Raw genomic sequence first — 21903 nt, forward strand, 5'->3', positions numbered from 1 at the left:
CTCCTTAGAGCCCGTTTGGTGACACCTTGAACTCAGACAGGCTCGCGCCCTTGAAGTCCATTACGTGTACCGAGCAAGCCATGCAGGGGTCGAAGGAGTGGATGATACGGATGACCTCCAGCGGTTTGGTAGGATCCTCAAGCTTTAACCCAATCAGAGAAGCCTCGTAAGGACCAATCTTGCCGTTGGCATCCTTCGGACCCGCGTTCCAGGTGGTGGGCACCACAGCCTGATAGTTTTCGACTTTACCGCCCTTGATACGGATCCAGTGACTCAGCATACCGCGAGGCGCTTCAATCATGGCGTGACCAACGTACTCTTTGTTGGCATCGATTTCAGGCTTCACATAGGTGGCTTCATCTGACTGAATGTTGGTCAACAGGGCATCGAAGGTACGCAGACCTTCGTCGGCCACTATCACGGTTTGCAACATACGTGCAGCGGTGCGGCCCAGGGTGGTAAAGAGCGCCTCCACCGGCAGACCGGTGCGGGCGAGCAGAGCATTAACGGCATCCACGACTACCTTATTGCCACGGGCGTAACTGACCAGCAGGCTGGAGAGCGGGCCCACTTCCACAGGCTCACCGTTATAGCGTGGCGATTTCACCCAGGAGTACTTGCCGTCACCATCGAGGGTAGGCAGTTTGCCGTACACAGTGTCGCGCTCAACAAAGCCCGTATAGTTAGGCACTGTGGTGCCATCATAGGGGTGCTGGGCGTTGTCGGCACTGTACCAGGCATGGGTCACGTCTTCGGCAATCAAATCTGGATTGATGTCGCTGACACCGGCCAGATCGCCGTTCATGATCACGCCGCCGTTGAACATGTACTCGCCATCGGCCAGTACAAAGTCGTCTGTGGCCAGGAAGTTTTTCACGTTCACGCCGCCAAGCACTGAAGGCTCAGTACCGAAGGCTTCAGCAGCCATAACAATATCGGCCTGATAGGCACGTTTGATAAAGTCGGTTACATAGGCGTGTTTCTGTTTCCATTCCTGCAGACGGGCTGGGCTTAACATGTCACGTACCGAGGTCACACCGCCCACCACCAGAGATTGAGGGTGAGGTTGCTTACCACCAAAGATGGCCAGCATTTCGGCAGCCACACGCTGCACTTCCAGCGCTTTGAGGTAATGGGACAGGGCAATCAGGTTTTGCTCGGGGGTAAACTTATAAGTGCCATTGCCCCAGTAGGCATTGGCAAAGGGGCCGAGCTGACCTTTTTCCACAAAGCCTTTTACCCGCTCTTGAACAGCGCGAAGTTCACCTTCTCCGGCCGCGATAGGCTTGTCGGTATACTTGAGCGCCACCTGAGCGGCCTTGGCTGGGTCGGCACTGAGTGCAGACACGACATCCACCCAATCGAGACCATGGAGGTGATAGAAGTGCACTATATGGTCGTGCATATAGAGCGAAGTTTGCATCAGTGAACGCAGGTACTTGGCGTTAAGTGGAATTTTTACCCCGAGGGCGTTTTCCACCGCTTCAGTACCACAGCGGTAGTGGGAATAGGTACACACACCGCAAATACGCTGCACAATCAGGCCCACGTCCATGGGCGTACGGCCCTTGAGGATAACCTCAATGCCGCGCCACAGGGTGGAAGAGGACCAGGCGTTCTGAATCACATTGTTCTCATCTACCTCGACCTCGACGCGCAAATGGCCCTCGATGCGGGTGATGGGATCGATAACAACACGTTGGCTCATGATTTAGTCCTCTTTGGCTTGCGCAAATACACTGGCAACGGCATGGGCGCCGATACCGACAACGGTGGCACCGAGAATAACGGCGCCTATGGTGTCGGCCGTGGCATCAAGCCCATGCAGCAGTTGCCGGCCAAGTGGCTTCTCAAAGTCGGCCATGTCGTCCCAGAAGTTTGGCTCAGAGCAGCCCATACAGCCGTGGCCCGCGAGCACCGGCCAGCTGGTATGATGATTGAAGCGTTCTGTGGGGCAGTTGTTGTAGGTGTAAGGGCCTTTACAGCCGACTTTGTAGAGGCAGTAGCCTTCTTTGGCGCCATGATCGCCAAACTCTTCAACAAACTCACCGGCATCGAAGCGGCCGCGACGTTCACAGTTATCGTGTACCCGGGCGCCATAGGCCCATTTGGGACGATTGAACATATCCAGCGCAGGCAGTTTGCCAAACATGATGAAATACATCAGGGTGCCAACGATATTTTTCTCACTCGGTGGGCAGCCGCCCAGGTTAATCACAGGCTTGCTGACCACTTCGTGTACCCCTTTGGCCCCGGTGGGGTTGGGGTAAGCGGCCTGAACACCACCGAAGGAGGCGCAGGTGCCCACAGATACAATGGCTGCCGCGCCTTCGGCCGCATGCTTGATGATTTCAAGGCCAGTGTGACCTTTACAACCCACGGTCAGGAACGCACCGTTATTGGCGGTGGGTACGGCACCTTCCACTGCAAGCAGGTAGTTGCCTTTATAAGTTTCCAGGGCGTGTTCGAGGTTTTCCTCCGCTTGCCAACCGGCAGCGGCCATCAGAGTCTCGTGGTATTCGAGGCTGATATGGTCGAAGATAAGGGAGTCGAGATTTGGCGTGTCGGCCCGTACCAGCGACTCTGAGCAGCCGGTACATTCGGCCATGTGCAACCAAATCAGTGGCACGCGGTCAGCCAGTTCGGCCGCTTCTGCCACCAATTTAGAGAAGGGCAACGGCAGCGCCAGCATGGCGGTAACCGAGGCGCTCCACTTCATAAAATCACGACGGGTAATGCCATGTTGAGCCATCTTGTCAAAGATGGTCTCGTCATGGCGCCTTGGCAGGGAGCGCAGCGTTTCAAGTCGCTGCTTTCCTTGCTCGTAGAGGGCTGCATGTGTATCCATGGTGACGACCTTTTTTTGTTTTTAAGTTGTAAACATGCTTTTGGCATGCACGACATTTCAGGAAAAGTGTAGGAAGGGGGCTTGGTCATCATATTGATACACGTCAAGCTTTTACGTAACGTGTGCTTACACATGGCTTTGACATCTTGGTAACATGAGGTGTGTCATGCTTTTGATTTTTCGGTGAGACAAAATGTCCCACTTTGGCCGAATTTTGCCGCGCCATGTCTCGGGATTTCGTGAGCATCTGGGACTTCCCGGATGCTCACGAAATCCTTAAGCTAATGAAAACACAATTACCTACCCACAGCCGTCTACATCCGAGCCGTTTATGAACTTTGTAAAGTTTTCAATCCGATTGCCAACCAAGCTGAGTCCATTTCTCTGCGCCGCTGTTTTGTTTCTTGGCCTGCCGTTTAGCAGCTATGCCACGCCAACTCTTGATCACAGCATTGTGGATGGGAGTGGCAAGGCATTTAGCCTGAGTGATTATCGCGGCAAGGTCGTGTACGTGGATTTTTGGGCGTCCTGGTGCGGGCCATGCCGCAAGTCTTTCCCCTGGATGAATGAGATGCACAGTCGCTACCAGGATAAGGGGCTCGCCGTGATAGCCATCAATCTGGACACCGACAGTGGGGATGCCAACCCATTTCTGGATGACCTTAAGCCTCAGTTCATCATCGGCTATGACAGCCAAGGCGAGGTCGCCAGACAGTTTGACTTACTGGGGATGCCTTCAAGTTTTGTCTTTGACCGGTCGGGTAAACTCGTCTCGACCCACGTGGGCTTTTTCACCGAGAAGTCGGTTGAATATGAAGCCGAACTCGTGACCTTACTGGAGCAGCCAAAATGAAGTTCAAAACAAGAATCTCTTTCGCGGCTGCGCTGCCTTTGATGCTTCCTTTAATGGTACTTGGCGGCTGCACCACACTGCAGCCCTGGGAGAAGGGCGAATTTGCCCGCGAGGATATGCAGCTGGGCGCCGAGGCACTGGATTTGTCTTTGGATGACCATGTGTATTTCAGTAAAGAAGGTGCCAGTGGTGGCAGAAGCTTTGGCGGAGGCGGCTGCGGATGCAATTAATGTCGGCGTCGCCAGTTGATGGCTCAGTGACTGAGCCAACGGGACAGACGCGCCTTCGTCAACCCGGCATTGCGGCCGCCGTCTGCCTCTCAAGCCTTGCCATGATAGGCTTTGATGCGGCAGCGACCGAAACACCGGCGGTTGACGCGGCTGATACGGTAAAACAGCTGCCGCAAAGCGAAAATGACAGCCTGCTTACCCGGTTAATCGACGGCTGGGAAATCGATGCAGCGCTCTTGTGGTACCGTGAAGATTCACGGGTGCAGGCCATCGAAGGTGTGCTGTCTGGCGTAAAAGCCTTATCCGACAGCGAATCCATTAACACTAAAATTGTACTCGACAGCCTGTCCGGTGCATCGGCCTCAGGTGCTGCAGCGCAGGAGCGCGCTCAGACCTTTACCCGCCCTTCAGGCAAGGGCGAATATCAGGTTGCAGCAGGCGAAACCCCGCTGGATGACACCTTTCAGGATACCCGGCTGTCGCTGACCGGTGGCTGGCAGAAAACGCTGGATACCGACACCAGGGTCAACGCCGGTGTTTATGGTTCAAAAGAGTTTGATTATCTCTCTCTCGGGGTGAATGGCGGCATAGAGTGGGGCTTTTTTAAAGACAACACTACCTTAAGTTTATCCGGCGCCCTGGGTTACGATTTGATTGATGCCGTGGGTGGCAGACCCGTACCCTTAAGCACCATGGCCATCCGTAAAGACTTTGCCAACGAAGAGGCTTTCTGGCAGGCATTTGATTCAAGCCGTGAGCGCGGTGTCGGTGATAAACGTATAGGCGAGCTGATGTTGGGCGTGACCCAAATCCTCAGCAAATCCACCCTGGTACAGCTCAACTACGGCCTTGGCTATTCCAGCGGCTATTTGAATGACCCCTATAAGCTGGTGTCTGTGTTGGATACCAGCGGCACTGCCAGCCATTACCTCTATGAATCCCGGCCTGACAGCCGATTAAAGCAAAGCGCATTTGTGCTCGGAAAGACGGCATTCAAGCGTGGTGTGGCTGAGTACTCCTACCGCTTTACCATTGATGATTGGGGCCTTGGCTCCCATACCCTGGAAGGCCGCTATCGCCATTATTTCAGCACCAGGACTGGGCCCTATCTCCAGTTCCATCTGCGGGCGTATCGGCAGTACGGCGTGGATTTTTTCACCCCCTATTTGCTCAGTGGCGAGCCCGTCGCTGAGCATATCAGCGCCGATTACCGCATCGGTGATATGGACACTTTGACGATAGGCCTTAAAACCGGCTGGCGCCTTAAAGATGGCGATGAGATTGCGCTGCGGCTAGAGTATTACTGTCAGCAACCCCGGGGGGAGGCCTCCAGTCTCGACGGCCTTAAGGGGCTGGAGCTCTACCCAGAGCTTAATGCCGCCATGTTGCAGGTCAACTACTCGTGGAATTAAGTCCGATGACAGGCACCAAGCTGAGTGCAGGGCGGATACGCTTCAGCGCCATGGCGAGTGACTGTGAACTGCTGTTTATCGGTGCAAGTGACCCACAGGCTAACACTCTTGCGAAGCTCGCCATCGCCGAAGTGAGGCGTATTGAAGCCAAGTTCAGCCGCTTTTTGCCAGAGAGTGAGCTTAGCCGCATCAATGCCAGTGCTGGCGTTGACCTCAGTATCGATGCCGAAACCGCGGGGCTGCTTCAGTTTGCTGCCGACTGTTACCGGCTATCAGGTGGGCTTTTTGACATTACTGTGGCGCCACTACAACGCCTGTGGGGCTTTGGCCTGAATGAAAAGTGGCTCCCCACAAATGCCGACGTTCAAGCTACCCTTGAACACATCGGCTTTGACAGGCTGCGCTTTTACAAAGACCAAGGCAGTTGGCGACTCTTTTTACCCGCAGGTATGAGTCTCGATTTTGGTGGCATAGCCAAAGAATATGCCGCCGACCGGGCGCTCGTTTTGATAGAGCGGCAAGTCAGGGCCCTTGGGCTTGACGTTGCTGTGCTGGTAAACCTTGGCGGTGACATAGCCGCGAGTCGCTATCCCTGGCGGATTGGGGTTGAAGGTGTCCATGCTGAAAGTGACTTTGAGATGTTGCAGGCGGAAGCATCGGGTCTTGTTGAATTTCCCGGCGGCGGTCTTGCAACCAGCGGTGATACCAAACGCTTTGTGCTGGAGGACGGTAAGCGCGTTGGGCATATCCTGTCACCCAAAACCGGTTATCCGGTGCCGGATGCGCCGCGCTCAGTCACAGTTCTTGCCCCCAGCGCCTCTGCAGCGGGAATGCTGTCGACCATGGCCATGCTAAAGGGCGAGGGCGCAGAGGCCTTTCTTCGCGGTGAAGGTTTGGTGCATTTGGTGCAGCGCTGAGCATTGCGTAAATCGCACTGAAATCTAAAAGTAATCAAAAATAGAAAAGCCGCCCATAAGGCGGCTTTTTCGTTATCGCGTGATAGCTTTTACACGATTAGACCTTGGCGCTTCTCTCAATTAGAAGTTCGCGCTGCGTGGTGCACGTGGGAATGGGATCACATCGCGGATGTTGCCCACACCGGTCACGTAAGAGACCAGACGCTCGAAGCCCAAACCGAAACCGGCGTGTGGCACTGTGCCATAACGGCGCAGGTCGCGGTACCACCAGTAGTCTTCTTTTGACAGGTTCATTTCTTCGAGACGGGCATCCAGTACGTCCAGACGCTCTTCACGCTGGGAGCCACCGATGATTTCACCGATGCCGGGCGCCAGTACGTCCATGGCCGCTACAGTCTTGCCGTCTTCGTTGAGGCGCATGTAGAAGGCTTTGATATCTTTCGGATAGTTCTTCACTACCACAGGGGCTTTGAAGTGCTCTTCGGCCAGATAACGCTCGTGTTCAGACTGCAGATCGATACCCCACTCAACAGGGTATTCGAAGGTCTTGCCACAGTTTTGCAGAATCTCAACGGCGTCGGTGTAATCGACCTGGGCAAAGTCGCTGCTCACAAAGTTTTGCAGACGATCGATAACACTGCTGTCTACACGCTCGGCGAAGAACTTCATGTCATCCATACGCTCTTCGAGTACGGCGTTGAAGCAGTACTTGAGCATGGATTCCGCCAGACCGGCGATATCGTTCAGATCGGCAAAGGCCACTTCCGGCTCAACCATCCAGAATTCCGCCAGGTGACGGCTGGTGTTGGAGTTTTCGGCGCGGAATGTGGGGCCGAAGGTGTAGATTTTAGACAGGGCACAGGCGTAGGTTTCGCCGTTCAGCTGACCCGATACGGTCAGGAAGGCTTCTTTGCCGAAAAAGTCCTGGTCGTAATCTACCTTGCCAGCGTCGGTACGTGGCAGGTTTTCCATATCCAGAGTGGAGACGCGGAACATTTCACCGGCGCCTTCACAGTCAGAGGCGGTGATGATGGGGGTAGAAACCCAAATAAAGCCGTTCTCGTGGTAGAAACGGTGGATAGCCTGAGACAGACAGTTACGTACACGGGCCACGGCACCAATGATGTTGGTACGGGGACGCAGGTGAGCCACTTCGCGCAGGTGCTCGATAGAGTGGCGCTTGGCAGCCATAGGGTAAGTGTCCGGATCGTCTACCCAGCCGGTAACTTTCACTGCAGTCGCCTGCAGTTCGAACGCCTGACCTGTGCCAGGAGATTCCACCAGATTACCGGTCATTTCCACAGAGCAGCCAGCGGTCAGCTTCAGCACTTCGTCATTGTAATTAGACAGAGCATTGGGCACTACGCCCTGAATGGCATCGAAACAGGAGCCGTCATAGACGGCGAGGAAGGAGATCCCTGCCTTGGAATCCCGACGGGTACGAACCCAACCGCGTACCGTGATCTCGGTACCGGGGGCGAAATCACCCTTAAATACGGATGCGATAGATGCAATGCTCATTGCTGCGCTTATCTCCAACGAAACATGTAATATAAAATCAAAAAGGAGGTTTATATTACCTTTCCGGTGGCTTTTCTCAAGCTGAAAAAGGTATGCTGCGGAATATATTCACAATCTTGTGGAGCCGGGTTGCACAAATGGAGGTGAGCCATGAGTAAACTGCGTATTTTCCAGTTACTGCTGGCAGGTTTGTCCATTTTGGGATGGGCGCTGGCGATATGGGCTTTGATGCTGTTTCACGAAGCGAGGCCCGATCGAGCGGTGGGTTATTTCCTGTCAAAAGGTGCAACCGTAAGGTTATTCTGGGAGCCTTCACTCACCCTGCGATTGGAGCAGGTCATCTGGATAGTGTGCGGTGTGAGTCTGGTGAGTCTGTTGTTTAACGTCTATGTGGCGCAGCACAGCCGTATGGGGTACTGGTTTAACATTCCCTTGTTATTGCTCTCTTCGCTGGCCGCCGGCCTCTATATGAGCTTTTGGGTGTAGGGCTTTTTCATGCCCGGCACTGATTAATTACGCTATCAAGCTGATTTACGCCAATCTCCGTCTTCCACCTAATTACACGATAACGATGCTAGATAGCGCCGCCATCCTTAAGGTGGCGGCACAGCAAATCTATCATGGCTGCAGTGGCGCCCCAGATTAGGCGTCCTTCCCATGGAATAAATACCACATGATAACTATGTCCCTGGCGTTGGAATTGCCGGATATGCCTGTGTTTGTCCTGCATAAAAAAGTGCAGAGGCACCCGAAAACACTCAGCCACCTCACCGGGGTCGATTCTTGTCTCAAATGGATTTTTCACCAGTGCCAGCACAGGGGTGATTTCAAAGCCGGTGAAGGTTCTGTGGGTGGGAAACTGGCCCAGGAGCTCTAAATTCTCACTTCGCAGGCCGATTTCTTCTTCGGCTTCCCTGAACGCGGTGTGGGTTGGGCTAAGATCGCTCGACTCGACCTTGCCACCGGGAAAACTCACCTGGCCGGGGTGGGCCTTAAGGTGGGTGGGGCGGGTGGTGAGTATGAGCTGAAGCTCACCGTTCAACTCCTCAAGCGCCATCAGCACGGCCGCTTCCCTTACTCTGTTTTTCAGGGGGGCCGACACTATGGCATGACGAAGTGGCTGCAACGAAAAGTGCAACCTCAGTTCGTCAACAGTCATGGTGTCCGCACCTGTAAAACGCATAAACAATTATTCCTGTTCCAGTATCGGCAAAATACGACTGACCTTGTCGAAGGTTTCCTGATACTCACTGTCGACATTCGAGTCGGCCACCACGCCGCCACCGGCCCAGCAGTGAAGTTTGCCATCGACAGCCGCCAGGGTGCGAATGGTAATGCTGGTGTCCATATTACCGTGCTGGCTGATATAACCGATGGAGCCACAGTAAATGCTGCGCCGGGATGGCTCAAGCTCTTCAATAATTTCCATGGCGCGGATTTTGGGGGCGCCTGTAATAGAGCCGCCGGGGAAGGCTGCTCTCAATAAATCAAAGGCATCTTTGTTTGTGGCAAGCTCAGCGGTCACTGTGCTGACCAGGTGGTGCACCGCCGGGAAACTTTCCACATCAAAGAGCTTGGGCACCCGCACGCTGCCCGGGCTTGCTACCCGGCCGATATCGTTTCGCAGCAAATCCACAATCATCAGGTTTTCGGCCCTGTCTTTGGGCGAGGCTTTCAGCGCGATGGCATTGGCTTTATCAGCATCTGGGTCGGCCAGTCGTGGCAAGGTGCCCTTGATAGGCTTGGTTTCCACCTGTCTGCCGTCGAGTTTGATAAACCGCTCCGGCGAAATGGACAAAATGGCACCTTCTTCAAGCCGTATAAAGGCAGAGAAGGGCGCCCCATTGGACGAGCGCAACTTAAGGTAGGCCTGCCACTCGCTGCCCTGATAATCGGCGCTGAACCTTTGGGTCAGGTTTATCTGGTAGCAGTCACCACTCGTTAAATACGACTGCACCCGATTGAATTTCTGCTGATATTGGTCACGGGTGATTTGGGGGGTAAACTTGGTTAGCAGCGAGAAACTGGCGTTGGACTCTACCACGGTTTGGGCAGAGAGAAGCCGCTGTTCAAGCCATGCCAGTGTGTCGTTTAATGCGTCCTCCCCCAGATAATGCACCAGTTGCCATGAATTGGATTGATAGCTTCGAATAAGCGCCCAGTCATAAAAGCCAACACAGGCCAATGGCAGTTTGATGTCGTCCTGAGCCGTGTTAGGTAGCCGCTCAATACGCCTGCCTAAATCGTAGCTAAAACTGCCTAATGCACCACCGACAAAAGGTAGCGATGCATTTTTTTGAACGCTGAAAAGCGCATGCTGCACCGCCTGCAGCTGCGAAAAAGGGCACTCAGAGGTGTCGAGTCTCTGTGTATTGCCCCCATAGGTGAGTTCGGAGTGGCTCTCGTACACTTTCAACGTAGCAACAGGGGCTGCCACCAAAATATCACAGTGGGCGTCCATGTGCGGCGCATCGGCCGAGTCAAGCAGCATGGACCAGGGTAGATTGGACAATGGGGCAAAAACGTCGTTGCTGGATGCGGTCCAATCGAGGGTTTTAATGGCGAGCTGTGCATGATTTATACGAGTGGGCAGGGGTGGAAACATCGATTAACCTTATTCAACTTGTGATGTAGCCCAAAGATTTGCAACAGAGTATCATATTGGCCGAAAAAGGATTAACCAAAACAAAAGGCCTGGTCCCACAGGGTCTGTGGTCTTCCCTATAAATAGAGCTGTCAACAAAGCTGAGAGAGTCGGAGCATAACGTGTCAGAGAATCACTCGCCGGTCGTGATCAAGCAGGCCGATTTTATTGAAAGTGTTGCGGATGCACTGCAATACATCTCCTACTACCACCCTAAAGATTTTATCGATGCCATGGCTGAGGCCTACGAGCGCGAACAGAGCGCCGCCGCCAAAGACGCCATCGCTCAAATTCTGATTAACTCCCGCATGTCGGCTGAGGGCAAGCGTCCTCTGTGCCAGGACACCGGCATCGTGACCTGCTTTGTGAAAGTGGGCATGGGTGTACAGTGGGATAAAACCGACATGACAGTGCAGCAGATGGTGGATGAAGGCGTTCGCCGCGCTTACACCAACCCGGATAACCCACTGCGCGCATCCATCGTGGCCGACCCTGCCGGTGGCCGTAAAAATACCAAAGACAACACGCCTTCGGTGGTGCATATCGACATGGTGCCAGGTAACCATGTGGAAGTGGCCATTGCCGCCAAGGGCGGCGGCAGCGAGAACAAATCAAAGATGGTGATGCTTAACCCATCCGACGATATCGCCGCCTGGGTTGAAAAGACCCTGCCAACCATGGGCGCTGGCTGGTGTCCTCCCGGCATGCTGGGCATAGGTATCGGCGGCACCGCCGAGAAAGCCGCTGTGATGGCCAAAGAAGCCCTGATGGAAAGCATCGATATCCATGAGCTGATGGCCAAAGGCGCCGAAACCGCAGAAGAAAAACTGCGTCTGGATATTTTCGAGCGCGCCAACGGTCTGGGTATTGGTGCCCAGGGCCTCGGCGGTTTGACCACAGTGCTGGATGTAAAAATCAAATCTGCGCCAACCCACGCTGCCTCCAAGCCTGTGGTGATGATCCCCAACTGCGCCGCGACCCGTCACGTGCACTTCCACCTGGATGGCACAGGTCCTGCCGATCTGGCGCCGCCAAGCCTCAGTGACTGGCCTGAAATCACCTGGGAAGTGGGCGAGAGCGTGCGCCGCGTGAATTTGGACACAGTAACTCAGGCCGACATCGAAACCTGGAAGAGCGGCGACACCCTGCTGCTGTCCGGTAAGATGCTCACCGGCCGTGACGCGGCCCACAAGCGCATCCAAACCCTGATTGAGTCGGGTGAAGGTCTGCCGGAAGGCGTGGATTTCACCGGCAAGTTTATCTACTACGTGGGCCCGGTTGATCCGGTTGGTGACGAAGTCGTGGGTCCTGCCGGCCCAACCACAGCCACCCGCATGGATAAGTTTACCGATCTGATGCTGGATAAGACCGGCCTGATGGGCATGATTGGTAAGGCCGAGCGTGGTCCTGCCACCGTCGAGTCTATCAAGCAGCACAAGGCGGTTTACCTGATGGCCGTTGGCGGCGCCGCGTATCTGGTATCCAAAGCCATCAAACACGCACGTGTGGTTGCCTTTGAAGATCTGGGTATGGAAGCCATCTATGAGTTCGATGTGCAGGATATGCCTGTGACCGTGGCGGTGGACACTCAGGGTGTAAACGCCCACGAGACAGGCCCGGCCATCTGGAAAGTGAACATCCAGAACGCCAAGGCGTAATAGCGTTGGATTTTGATACAAATCCATAATTGAAAAGGGCCCAGACACACTTGTCCGGGCCCTTGTCTTTGGATTAAGGTGTGTTTTTTGCCGGGATGGCATATCTGGCCCATGGCCACTAACAATAACAAACAGTATTGCGGACAACATCCATGAAGAAATTAAGCGCTATCGCCCTGTCGCTGGCACTGGCCGGTGTATCCGGTGCCGCGTTCGCCTCGGGCGCCGAGCCGTTTTCGGTTCAGCATCTGGTGAAACTCAATAAAATGCATTCAGAAACCCTGTCACCCGATGGCAGCAAACTGGTGTATGGCCTCAAAGAAATCAATGAAGATGGCAGCAGCGAGTCCAACCTGTTCCTGCTGGATTTGACCAACCCCAAAGCGGCACCACTGCAGCTGACCAGCGCCAAGGGCACTGAGCATGACGTGGTATTTGCCGCCGATGGCAAGTCAATCCTGTTTCTGGCAAGCCGCGATGGCACCAGTCAGCTTTACCGTCTGCCGTTAAACGGCGGCGAAGCGGTAAAAGTATCTGATTTGCCACTGGATATTAATGGCATCAAGCTGTCGCCAGACGGCAATAAGCTGGCCATGACCTTAAGGGTGTTCCCTGAGTGTGACACCCTGGAGTGTTCAAAAGACAAGTTTGACGCCGAAGCCAAGCGCAAGAGTAATGGCCGCGAGTACAGCCAGCTGATGGTGCGTCACTGGGATACCTGGCATGACCATGCCCGCAATCACCTGTTCGTGGCCGATATCAATGGCAATACACTGGGTACGCCGGTGAATGTGACCCAGGGCCTGGATACAGAAGTGCCGCCCAAGCCATTTTCCGGCATGGAAGAAGTCGCCTTCACCGCTGACAGCCAGCATCTGGTATACAGCGCCAAGGCGCCTTCCAAAGATCAGGCCTGGACCACCAACTACGACTTGTGGAAAGTGAGCGTGAAGGGTGGCAAGCCTGAAAACCTGACCGAGAGCAACATCGCCTGGGATGCCCAGCCTGTGTTCAGCAGTGACGGTGCCTACATGGCTTATCTCGCCATGAAGCGTCCCGGTTTTGAAGCCGATCGCTACGCCATCATGCTGCGTGATCTGAAAACCGGTCAGGAAAAAGAAGTGGCCCCTCTGTGGGACAGAAGCCCATCTTCCATTCAGTTTGCCGATGATAATCGCACCCTGTATGTAACCGCGCAGGACGTGGGTCAGGTGTCGGTTTTCGAAGTGAACACCCAGTTTGGCGATGTGCGTTCCATCTATAACGATGGCAGCAACAGCCTCGTTGGTATTACCGGTGACAAACTGGTGCTTATTCACCGCAGTTTGGTTGAGCCCGGCGATCTCTACACTATCGGCAAAGATGGCGATCGTCTGACCCGTCTGACCGAAGTAAATAAAGACAAGCTGGCCAAAATCAAATTCGGTGAGTTCCAGCAGTTCTCCTTCAAGGGCTGGAACAACGAAACCGTTCATGGTTACTGGATTAAGCCTGCTAACTACAAAGAAGGCAAAAAGTACCCTGTGGCCTATCTGGTGCACGGCGGTCCTCAGGGCTCCTTTGGTAACAGCTTCAGCCACCGTTGGAATGCCCAGCTGTGGGCCGGCGCCGGTTACGGTGTGGTGATGGTGGACTTCCATGGCTCTACCGGTTATGGCCAGGCCTTTACCGATTCCATTTCCCAGGATTGGGGTGGCAAGCCGCTGGAAGATCTGCAAAAAGGTCTCGCAGCCGTTGGCAGTCAGCAGAAGTGGCTGGATGTAAACAACGCCTGTGCCCTTGGCGGCTCCTATGGTGGCTACATGATGAACTGGATCCAGGGTAACTGGAACGACGGCTTCAAGTGTCTGGTGAACCACGCAGGTTTGTTCGACATGCGCTCCATGTACCATGTGACCGAAGAGCTGTGGTTCCCAGAGTACGAATTTGGTGGCACTTACCAGAAGAACCGTGAGCTGTACGAGAAGTTCAACCCGGTCAACTATGTTGAAAACTGGAAAACCCCCATGCTGGTTATCCACGGTGAAAAAGACTTCCGCGTACCCTACGATCAGGGCCTGGCAGCGTTCAGTTACATGCAGCGCAACGATATTCCATCGGAGCTGCTGATTTTCCCTGAGGAGAATCACTGGATCCTGAACCCTGACAACCTTCAGCAGTGGTATGCCAAGGTGCTGGGCTGGATGGACCGTTGGACCGCTAAGTAATCCAAACTCCTTGTAATACAAAGAAGAAGCCGGGCAATCGCCCGGCTTTTATTTTGAGAAAACTTCAGTATAGTGTCGCTTCTCTTCTTTTAAATGGATTTAGCCAGGAGCGCCATTATGGCCATGAAGACAATCAACTATCAGGACGCCAGAGCCCTGATGCAACCCGGAGACGTCATTGCTTTTGGCGGCCGGGCGCCTTTTTCTATTTTGACCAAGTTTGTAACCCGCTCCAGCGTGTCCCACGTTGGGGTTATTTTGCAAACCCGGGTGGTAGAGGATGATTCCGGGCGTTTCTTCAATCAAATCATCGAATCCACCGAATTGAACGGATTTACCGGGGTGCAAATCAACCGGTTCAGCGACCGTTTGAGTTACGAAGGAGATATTTGGTGGCTGCCATTGTGTCCCGAGCTAAGGGCATCCCGGTTCAATCAAACCCGCTTTTATGACTTTCTGTTTAATCAGGCGAAGGCCCGCAAGCAGTTCGATTTGTCGCAGGCACTGATGTCGGCTTTCGACATGTTTGACAGCATTAAGGGGCCTGGCTACAACGAGCGTGACTACAGTCGTTTCTTTTGCTCAGAACTGGTAGCTGCGGCATTCGAAGAGGCGGGGCTTTCCGTTAGCGTAAATGCCAGTGAAGTAACACCCATTGATTTGTGCCGCTGGCGAATTTATAGCGACAACTATTATCTGCTCAAAGGGGAAGGCGAGCCCGAGATTTCCCGCTTTAACAGCAGTTGTCCCTCAGAGTGGAACTGCGCTTAGCTGACAAGGCTTTAGCCGAACAGGGGCGCAGGATTAGCCATGAAATCCTGCGTCGAATCGTTTATTTCAAAAAGTTATAAACATATAATTACAAAGTCTTCGCGGTAATAGGGTAAGCTCAACATTGTTTGTGCTTTTTTTTGCCGTTCTGATATCTTTCGCGCTTAGCGGGCCACGATATTTTTGCCATTAATTTTGGCATAAAACACATCGTCGCCTAAGCTATAAACACTCTTGTTTTCAACACTTTTCGGGTCATTCTCCCTATGGTTCGTTCTCCTCGCACCGCCAGTATCAAACCCAAGGCCGTGGCAGCCTTGCTGCTTGGCATGTCTGCTCTTTCCCCCTTGCATCTCTTTGGCGCTGAGCCAGAGCAGCTGCAAACGGTAAAACCTGCCGTTAAAGCGGAAATGCCGCCAAAGCCAACCAAGCCAACTCAGGTGCGTTTTGCCAAAACCGGTAATTTTGATGCGGACACCGTTGTGCGCATCGCAAGACAGCTTGCAGCCAAACCCTATGTCGCTTTGAGCGATCCGCTCCCGCCGGGTCTGGCTAACATCAGCTACGATGAATATCGCGATATTCGCTTCAAGCCAGAACAGGCCATCTGGAAGCAGGACGGGTTGCCGTATCAGATGCAACTGTTCCACCGCGGCTTTTATTTCCAGGATTTGATTGAAATTGCCATTGTTGAAGGCAAAAAGTCGACTCACCTGTCTTATGACCCCTCACTGTTCAGTGCCGGTGAAGTTATTCGTGAAAAGCTGCCCAACGAAGACATTGGTTACAGCGGTTTGCGGGTACATTATCCGTTGAACAGCAGTGAATATTTTGACGAGCTCTTTGTGTTCCAGGGCGCCAGTTACTTCCGCGCCCTCGGTAAAGGCAACGCCTATGGCCTGTCTGCCCGGGGCCTTGCCATAAAAACTGCGGATCCGGCCGGTGAAGAATTCCCGGTTTTTCGCGCGTTCTGGATAGAAAAGCCCAATAACGAGACCAACCTCATTGTGGTCCATGCACTGCTGGACAGCCCCAGCGTGGCCGGTGCTTACCGTTTCTCCATCCGTCCCGGTGACAACACCCGTATGGATGTGGAAGCCGTGCTCTTCCCACGGGTAGAGCTTGCCAAGGTGGGTCTTGCGCCCAGCACCAGCATGTACATGCATTCTCCCAATGGTCGCCATCTGACAGACGATTTTCGTCCTGCAGTGCATGACTCCGACGGTCTTTTGATGATCAATGGCCGTGGTGAGCGCCTGTGGCGTCCGCTGGCAAATCCAAAAGATCTGCAGGTGAGTGCCTTTATGGACAACTCCCCACAGGGCTTTGGTTTGCTGCAGCGCGAGCGCAACTACGTGAACTATCAGGATTTGGAAGCCAACTATGAGCGTCGTCCAAGCCTCTGGGTTGAACCCGTGGGTAACTGGGGCGCAGGTGCCGTGGTACTGACTGAAATCCCAACTCAGTCTGAAATTCACGACAACATTGTGGCCTTCTGGAAACCTCGTCAGCCACTCGCTGCCGGCAGCGAATACCGCTTTTCCTATCACCTGTCATGGGGTGCCAACCCTGTGCCGGTGGATAACAGCATTATCGTAAGCCGCAGTGCCAGTGGCCGTGCCGACATCGCCAAGCCAACGCCAAAACGTTTGTTCGTGGTGGACTACGAGGTGAAAGGCGAAAAGCCCGGCAAGTTGCCCACGCCCAAGGTGGAAACCTCTGCGGGTGTTGTCAGTAATGTCGTTATCCGCGAAAACCCCAAATCCAATGGCTATCGTTTGTCCTTTGAGTTTGACCCGGGTGAAACCAGACTGGCCGAGTTCCGTGCCGAGCTTAAGTTTGACGAACCCCGCAGCGTAGAAACCTGGCTGTACCGTTGGACGCTCTGAGACAGGTATGACACACAAGTTGCTTGAAACTCCGTCTCCGGCGCTGGCCGGAGACACAGCCATGCCGCCGGAGCGTCCGGCGGACATGCCCACCCAGTCGCTTAAGTCCCTGAGCGAAGGCTTTCCCCGAACACCTGTATCACCCGCCGGTGTTAAGTCCAGTGCGCTGAGACGTTGGTCAGTGGTGGGCTCTTCACTCCTGTTGTCTGCATTTGCCATTTATGAAATGCGCGGGGTGTTTTTGCTTGGTGGCCTGACGCCGTTGGAATACCTGGTGCTGGTACTCTTTGCCATCAACTTCTGTTGGATTGCCCTGGCTTTTTGTGCGGGCATTGCCGGAATGATTTCTATCATTCGCGGTAAAAAATCCGCGGTGGATGAGGTGGAGCTCACTACCCGCACCGCCATCCTGATGCCCACCTACAACGAATCCCCAGACAGGGTGTTCGCCGCGGTGGAAACCATGGCGCTGGCTCTTGCCGATACGCCGGATGGTCATGCCTTTGATTGGTTTATCTTGAGTGATACCACAGATCCTGAAGTGGCTCTCGCCGAAGAACACGCCTTTTGGCTGCTTCGTGAAGCCACCGCAGGCAAGGCACGGGTGTATTATCGTCGCCGCCGTAAAAACGTTGCCCGTAAGGCCGGTAACGTGGCAGATTTTTGTCGACGCTGGGGCAGCAGTTACGACCATCTGTTGGTGCTGGATGCCGACAGTGTGATGGAAACCTCCACCATAGTGTCGCTGGCAAGACGGATGCAGGCCGATCCTGACGCAGGCCTGATCCAGACCATTCCCGCCCTTATCAAGGGCACGACCCTGATGGCGCGGGTGCAGCAGTTTGCGGCACGTTTCTATGGCCCTGTGATTGGTACGGGTCTGGCGTGGTGGGTGCAAAAAGAAGGTAACTTCTGGGGTCACAATGCCATTATCCGCACCGAAGCCTTTATGAAGGCGGCAGGTTTGCCCCATTTGTCCGGTAAACCTCCCTTTGGCGGTCACATCCTCAGCCATGATTTTGTGGAAGCGGCGCTTATCCGCCGCGCCGGTTGGAGCGTGAAAATTGCTGCCGATCTCTATGGTTCGTACGAGGAATGCCCGCCATCGATTATCGACATGGCGGTACGCGATCGTCGCTGGTGTCAGGGTAACCTGCAACATACCCGTGTTCTGCCCGCCAAAGGCCTGCACTGGGTTAGCCGTATGCATCTCGTCACGGGGATCATGTCTTATCTGTCATCGCCTTTCTGGCTGATGCTCATCCTCTCGGGTTTGCTGCTGGCCCTGCAGGCGCACTACATACGCCCTGAGTACTTCTCGGATCAGTTCTCACTTTATCCCACCTGGCCCGTGATGGACTCCGACAGGGCATTGCGCCTTTTCTACATCACCATGGGGGTACTGTTTGGTCCCAAGATCTTTGGGTTGTTGCTGTTGGTGTTTGACAACAAAACCTGTAAGGCATTGGGCGGCAGACTGAGAATAGCGCTGAGCACCATCACCGAAGTGATACTCTCGGCCATGATCGCGCCCATTATGATGTTTATTCATTGTGGCGCCGTGCTCTCTATCCTCTTTGGCCGCGACAGTGGATGGTCGCCACAGCGTCGTGACGATGGCAGTCTGCCGTGGAAAGATCTGATCTACCGCCACCGCTGGCACATGATTGCAGGTTTGCTCCTGGGTTATGCAGCCATTCTGGATTCCCTGACCCTGCTGGCATGGATGTCACCGGCCCTGGTTGGACTCTGGCTTGCCGTACCCTTATCTGCCATCACGGCGTCCGGCCCCATCGGGCAATGGTTTAAGGACAGAAAAATTTTGGCCACGCCGGAAGAGGTGAATGAACCGGCCATAGTGGCGGCGGCATCGGCAAGGCGTGAATACTATGCCGAGGCCCTGGGTGAGAGCTGGAACGTGCCCATGCTGCTGGCTAATGCCGACATGATGGCGCTGCACATGAGCATTATGGATAAGTTGCCGACCCATGTGCCCGGTAGCCCCATCGAGCCTCTAGAGGCTATTGCCCGGGTTAAGGTACACGAAGCCCAGTGTCAAACGAGTCTCCTGGCGCTCTTAAGCCGCCAGGAGCTGGGTTATGTGCTTGGTAATCCCTTGCTGATGAAGCACATGCAGCAGTTGCCTGAAGCCTATGCCGATGACGATCTGGTGACTATCTGCTGAGAAGTGAATGGCCAAATGAAAAAGCCCGGCGGATTGCCGGGCTTTTTTGTTGCTGATAACGGGGAGGTTTTAATCCCTACCAATCAGATGCGGTCCTGATAGGCACGCCCGTGGAAGCTGTCAATAAGTAACTGTTTCAGCTCGCTAATCAGTGGGTAGCGCGGATTGGCGCCGGTGCACTGATCGTCAAAGGCATCTTCGGCCAGTTCATCGAGTTTGGCCATGAAGTCGGCTTCATTTACCCCGGCATCCTTGATGGACGCCGGAATGCCGATAGTGGCTTTAAGCTCCTCAATCTTGGCGATAAGCGCCTCAACCTTGGCTTCATCATTTTTGCCGGCAAGACCCAAGTGGCTTGCTATGGCGGCATAACGGCACAGGGCTTTGGGTCTGTCGTACTGGCTGAATGCCGCCTGCTTGGTAGGCAAGTCAGTGGCATTGAAGCGAATAACGTTGCTGATAAGCAGCGCATTGGCAAGGCCATGGGGCAGGTGGAACTCGGCGCCCAGTTTGTGGGCCATGGAGTGACAAATCCCCAGAAAGGCGTTGGCAAAGGCGATACCGGCAATGGTGGCGCCATTATGCACTTTCTCACGCGCCAGTGGAGCCTGAGCGCCCCTGGCGTAGCTGTCCGGCAGGTACTTGAAGAGCAAGTCCAGCGCCTGCAGTGCCTGGCCGTCACTGTATTCGTTGGCCATCACGCTGACATAGGCTTCCAGCGCGTGGGTAATGGCATCAATACCGCCGAAAGCGGTGAGCGACTTGGGCATGTCCATCACCAGATTGGGATCGACAATGGCCATGTTGGGGGTCAGCTCATAGTCGGCAATAGGGTATTTTGCGCCGGTTTGCTCGTCGGTCACCACCGCAAAAGGTGTGACTTCGGAGCCGGTACCTGAGGTGGTTGGAATCGCCACCATCATCGTCTTGGCGCCGAGTTTGGGGAACTTGTAGATACGCTTACGGATATCCATAAAGCGCAGCGCGAGATCGGCAAAGTCCACGTCGGGATGCTCGTACATCACCCAAATGATTTTGGCCGCATCCATAGGAGAACCACCGCCCAGAGCCACTATCACATCGGGTTGGAAGCTGGTCGCCACTTTGGCACCGGCGCGCACCACGGCCAGGGTTGGGTCGGCTTCGACTTCGTAAAAGACTTCGGTTTCCAGCCCCTGAGACTTGAGAATGCGGATGGTTTCGTCGCAATAACCGTTATTGAACAGAAACTTGTCGGTCACTATCAGCGCACGCTTCTTGCCGCTCAGTTCTTCCAGGGCAATCGGCAGGCTGCCACGGCGGAAATAGATGGACGATGGAAGCTTGTGCCACAGCATGTTCTCGGCCCTCTTGGCGACGGTTTTCTTGTTAATAAGATGGCTTGGACCCACGTTTTCGGAAATGGAGTTACCGCCCCAGGAGCCGCAGCCCAGGGTTAACGAAGGCGCGAGCTTGAAGTTATACAAGTCACCAATGCCGCCCTGAGAGGCTGGGGTGTTAATCAAAATACGGGCAGTCTTCATCCGGTAACCGAAGGTTTTCACCCGCTCATCCTGGGTGTCCTGATCGGTATAGAGCCCGGATGTATGGCCAATGCCGCCGAGGGCAACCAAAGCTTCGGCCTTGTCCAGCGCCTCTTCAAAGTTGGCGGCGCGGTACATGCCAAGCAGCGGCGACAGTTTCTCGTGGGCAAAAGCCTCTTTCTCATCGATGTCACTGACTTCACCAATCAGCACCTTGGTGTGGGCAGGCACCTTGATATTGGCCATGGCCGCAATGGTGGCGGCGTTTTGGCCGACGATGTCGGCATTAAGGCCACCGTCTTTGAGAATAACTTTCTGCAGCGCGGCGTTTTCTTTTTTGCTAAGCAGGTAGCCGCCGTGGCTGGCGAAGCGCTCCTTCACTGCATCATATACCGCGTCTACCACAACAACCGCTTGCTCTGAGGCACATACCACACCGTTATCGAAGGTCTTGGACATTAAAATCGAGCTGACTGCGCGTTTGATGTCGGCGGTTTCATCAATCACGATGGGGGTGTTGCCTGCGCCAACGCCAATGGCTGGTTTACCGGAGGAGTAGGCGGCTTTCACCATGCCGGGGCCGCCGGTGGCAAGAATAAGGTTTACCTTCTCGTGGGTCATCAGCTGGTTGGACAGCGCCACCGACGGCTGGTCAATCCAGCCGATAATGTCTTTGGGGGCCCCTGCGGCTATTGCTGCATCCAAGACGATGCGGGCGGCGGTGGTCGTGGACACCTTAGCCCTTGGGTGAGGCGAGAAGATAATGCCGTTGCGTGTTTTTAAGCTTATCAGCGCTTTAAAGATGGCAGTGGAGGTTGGGTTGGTGGTGGGCACAATGCCGCAGATGATACCAACGGGCTCGGCAATGGTGATGGTGCCGAAAGTGGCGTCTTCGGCGAGAATGCCGCAGGTCTTTTCGTCTTTGTATTTGTTGTAAATGTACTCGGAGGCGAAATGGTTTTTAATGACCTTATCTTCAATAACCCCCATGCGGGTTTCTTCTGCGGCCATTTTGGCAAGACGAATGCGCGCATCGGCGGCCGCGAGAGCGGCGGCGCGGAAAATCTTGTCCACTTGCTCCTGACTGTAACAGGCAAACTGTGCCTGGGCCTTGGCGACGCGCTCTACCAGCGCGTTGAGTTCCTGGGTGTTGGTGACTGTCATGATGAAGTTCCCGTAAAAAGAATGTTTAGCAAAAACTGAATTTAGCTAAAGACTCTTGCCTGTGACTGAAAATTACACCTA

Annotated in this window: 16 protein-coding genes; 10 read left to right on the plus strand and 6 right to left on the minus strand. The window is 54.3% G+C overall.

Annotated elements, in window-relative coordinates; all coding sequences use genetic code 11:
• Positions 1–4: 4 nt before the first annotated feature.
• Positions 5–1708 (minus strand): nickel-dependent hydrogenase large subunit, encoded by a 1704-nt coding sequence (gene hyaB, locus K0H79_RS08660; RefSeq protein ID WP_220067652.1) that lies wholly within the window; start codon positions 1706–1708, stop codon positions 5–7.
• Between the two features lie 3 nt (positions 1709–1711).
• Complete coding sequence (gene hyaA / locus K0H79_RS08665) at positions 1712–2848, minus strand: nickel-dependent hydrogenase small subunit (protein WP_220077968.1); 1137 nt, start codon at positions 2846–2848, stop codon at positions 1712–1714.
• A gap of 331 nt (positions 2849–3179) precedes the next feature.
• Between hyaA and K0H79_RS08670 the strand changes: the two genes are divergently transcribed.
• The 4 genes from K0H79_RS08670 to K0H79_RS08685 are packed head-to-tail and all read left to right on the plus strand — an operon-like array spanning position 3180 to position 6260.
• Positions 3180–3701 carry a TlpA disulfide reductase family protein gene (locus K0H79_RS08670; protein ID WP_220077969.1) on the plus strand — a complete coding sequence of 174 codons (522 nt, stop codon included), beginning with the start codon at positions 3180–3182 and terminating at the stop codon, positions 3699–3701.
• Between the two features lie 41 nt (positions 3702–3742).
• Positions 3743–3931, plus strand: a complete 189-nt coding sequence (locus tag K0H79_RS08675; RefSeq protein WP_220078129.1) for a DUF4266 domain-containing protein — start codon at positions 3743–3745, stop codon at positions 3929–3931.
• Complete coding sequence (locus K0H79_RS08680; RefSeq protein ID WP_220077970.1) at positions 3922–5343, plus strand: DUF3570 domain-containing protein; 1422 nt, start codon at positions 3922–3924, stop codon at positions 5341–5343. The genes K0H79_RS08675 and K0H79_RS08680 overlap by 10 nt, the downstream gene beginning before the upstream one ends.
• 5 nt (positions 5344–5348) lie before the next feature.
• On the plus strand, positions 5349–6260 hold the full coding sequence (locus K0H79_RS08685; RefSeq protein ID WP_258405506.1) for an FAD:protein FMN transferase: 912 nt from the start codon (positions 5349–5351) through the stop codon (positions 6258–6260).
• A gap of 120 nt (positions 6261–6380) precedes the next feature.
• Here the strand turns inward: K0H79_RS08685 and asnS are convergent, their stop codons facing one another.
• Complete coding sequence (asnS, locus tag K0H79_RS08690) at positions 6381–7781, minus strand: asparagine--tRNA ligase (protein ID WP_220077971.1); 1401 nt, start codon at positions 7779–7781, stop codon at positions 6381–6383.
• Between the two features lie 150 nt (positions 7782–7931).
• Here asnS and K0H79_RS08695 point away from each other — a divergent pair, with 150 nt between their 5' ends.
• The gene (locus K0H79_RS08695) at positions 7932–8267 is read left to right on the plus strand and encodes a hypothetical protein (RefSeq protein WP_011759799.1); all 336 of its coding nucleotides are present in this window, start codon (positions 7932–7934) and stop codon (positions 8265–8267) included.
• 88 nt (positions 8268–8355) lie between these two features.
• Here the strand turns inward: K0H79_RS08695 and K0H79_RS08700 are convergent, their stop codons facing one another.
• Together K0H79_RS08700 and pabB are read right to left on the minus strand one after the other, a co-directional pair.
• Positions 8356–8940: a CoA pyrophosphatase gene (locus K0H79_RS08700; RefSeq protein ID WP_220078131.1), complete on the minus strand. Its 585-nt coding sequence runs from the start codon at positions 8938–8940 to the stop codon at positions 8356–8358.
• 30 nt (positions 8941–8970) lie between these two features.
• The gene (pabB, locus tag K0H79_RS08705; RefSeq protein WP_220077972.1) at positions 8971–10386 is read right to left on the minus strand and encodes an aminodeoxychorismate synthase component I; all 1416 of its coding nucleotides are present in this window, start codon (positions 10384–10386) and stop codon (positions 8971–8973) included.
• A 161-nt stretch (positions 10387–10547) separates the two neighbouring features.
• Between pabB and K0H79_RS08710 the strand changes: the two genes are divergently transcribed.
• The 5 genes from K0H79_RS08710 (at position 10548) to mdoH (ending at position 19135) form a co-directional block, all read left to right on the plus strand.
• The gene (locus tag K0H79_RS08710) at positions 10548–12083 is read left to right on the plus strand and encodes a fumarate hydratase (RefSeq protein ID WP_220077973.1); all 1536 of its coding nucleotides are present in this window, start codon (positions 10548–10550) and stop codon (positions 12081–12083) included.
• A gap of 152 nt (positions 12084–12235) precedes the next feature.
• Positions 12236–14290 carry a S9 family peptidase gene (locus K0H79_RS08715; RefSeq protein ID WP_220077974.1) on the plus strand — a complete coding sequence of 685 codons (2055 nt, stop codon included), beginning with the start codon at positions 12236–12238 and terminating at the stop codon, positions 14288–14290.
• A gap of 117 nt (positions 14291–14407) precedes the next feature.
• A complete protein-coding gene (locus K0H79_RS08720; protein ID WP_258405507.1) occupies positions 14408–15061 on the plus strand; it encodes a hypothetical protein in 654 nt (217 codons plus the stop codon).
• A gap of 266 nt (positions 15062–15327) precedes the next feature.
• Positions 15328–16950 (plus strand): glucan biosynthesis protein G, encoded by a 1623-nt coding sequence (locus K0H79_RS08725; protein WP_220067662.1) that lies wholly within the window; start codon positions 15328–15330, stop codon positions 16948–16950.
• 7 nt (positions 16951–16957) lie between these two features.
• Positions 16958–19135 carry a glucans biosynthesis glucosyltransferase MdoH gene (gene mdoH, locus K0H79_RS08730; protein WP_220077976.1) on the plus strand — a complete coding sequence of 726 codons (2178 nt, stop codon included), beginning with the start codon at positions 16958–16960 and terminating at the stop codon, positions 19133–19135.
• Positions 19136–19218: 83 nt separating this feature from the next.
• On the opposite strand, the gene adhE is transcribed toward mdoH, so the two are convergent.
• Positions 19219–21822, minus strand: a complete 2604-nt coding sequence (gene adhE / locus K0H79_RS08735) for a bifunctional acetaldehyde-CoA/alcohol dehydrogenase (RefSeq protein ID WP_220077977.1) — start codon at positions 21820–21822, stop codon at positions 19219–19221.
• Positions 21823–21903 lie beyond the last annotated feature (81 nt).

It is taken from the genome of Shewanella sp. FJAT-52076 (genome assembly GCF_019457455.1).
Taxonomy (GTDB): Bacteria; Pseudomonadota; Gammaproteobacteria; order Enterobacterales; family Shewanellaceae; genus Shewanella; species Shewanella zhangzhouensis.

Coding starts and splice junctions, on each gene's coding strand:
- K0H79_RS08680 (WP_220077970.1), top strand. CDS start 3,922: ATGCAATTAATGTCGGCGTCGCCAGTTGATGGCTCAGTGACTGAGCCA.
- K0H79_RS08715 (WP_220077974.1), top strand. CDS start 12,236: ATGAAGAAATTAAGCGCTATCGCCCTGTCGCTGGCACTGGCCGGTGTA.
- K0H79_RS08685 (WP_258405506.1), top strand. CDS start 5,349: ATGACAGGCACCAAGCTGAGTGCAGGGCGGATACGCTTCAGCGCCATG.
- K0H79_RS08700 (WP_220078131.1), bottom strand. CDS start 8,940: ATGACTGTTGACGAACTGAGGTTGCACTTTTCGTTGCAGCCACTTCGT.
- mdoH (WP_220077976.1), top strand. CDS start 16,958: ATGACACACAAGTTGCTTGAAACTCCGTCTCCGGCGCTGGCCGGAGAC.
- K0H79_RS08695 (WP_011759799.1), top strand. CDS start 7,932: ATGAGTAAACTGCGTATTTTCCAGTTACTGCTGGCAGGTTTGTCCATT.
- K0H79_RS08725 (WP_220067662.1), top strand. CDS start 15,328: ATGGTTCGTTCTCCTCGCACCGCCAGTATCAAACCCAAGGCCGTGGCA.
- hyaA (WP_220077968.1), bottom strand. CDS start 2,848: ATGGATACACATGCAGCCCTCTACGAGCAAGGAAAGCAGCGACTTGAA.
- adhE (WP_220077977.1), bottom strand. CDS start 21,822: ATGACAGTCACCAACACCCAGGAACTCAACGCGCTGGTAGAGCGCGTC.
- K0H79_RS08670 (WP_220077969.1), top strand. CDS start 3,180: ATGAACTTTGTAAAGTTTTCAATCCGATTGCCAACCAAGCTGAGTCCA.
- K0H79_RS08720 (WP_258405507.1), top strand. CDS start 14,408: ATGGCCATGAAGACAATCAACTATCAGGACGCCAGAGCCCTGATGCAA.
- K0H79_RS08675 (WP_220078129.1), top strand. CDS start 3,743: ATGCTTCCTTTAATGGTACTTGGCGGCTGCACCACACTGCAGCCCTGG.
- pabB (WP_220077972.1), bottom strand. CDS start 10,386: ATGTTTCCACCCCTGCCCACTCGTATAAATCATGCACAGCTCGCCATT.
- hyaB (WP_220067652.1), bottom strand. CDS start 1,708: ATGAGCCAACGTGTTGTTATCGATCCCATCACCCGCATCGAGGGCCAT.
- asnS (WP_220077971.1), bottom strand. CDS start 7,781: ATGAGCATTGCATCTATCGCATCCGTATTTAAGGGTGATTTCGCCCCC.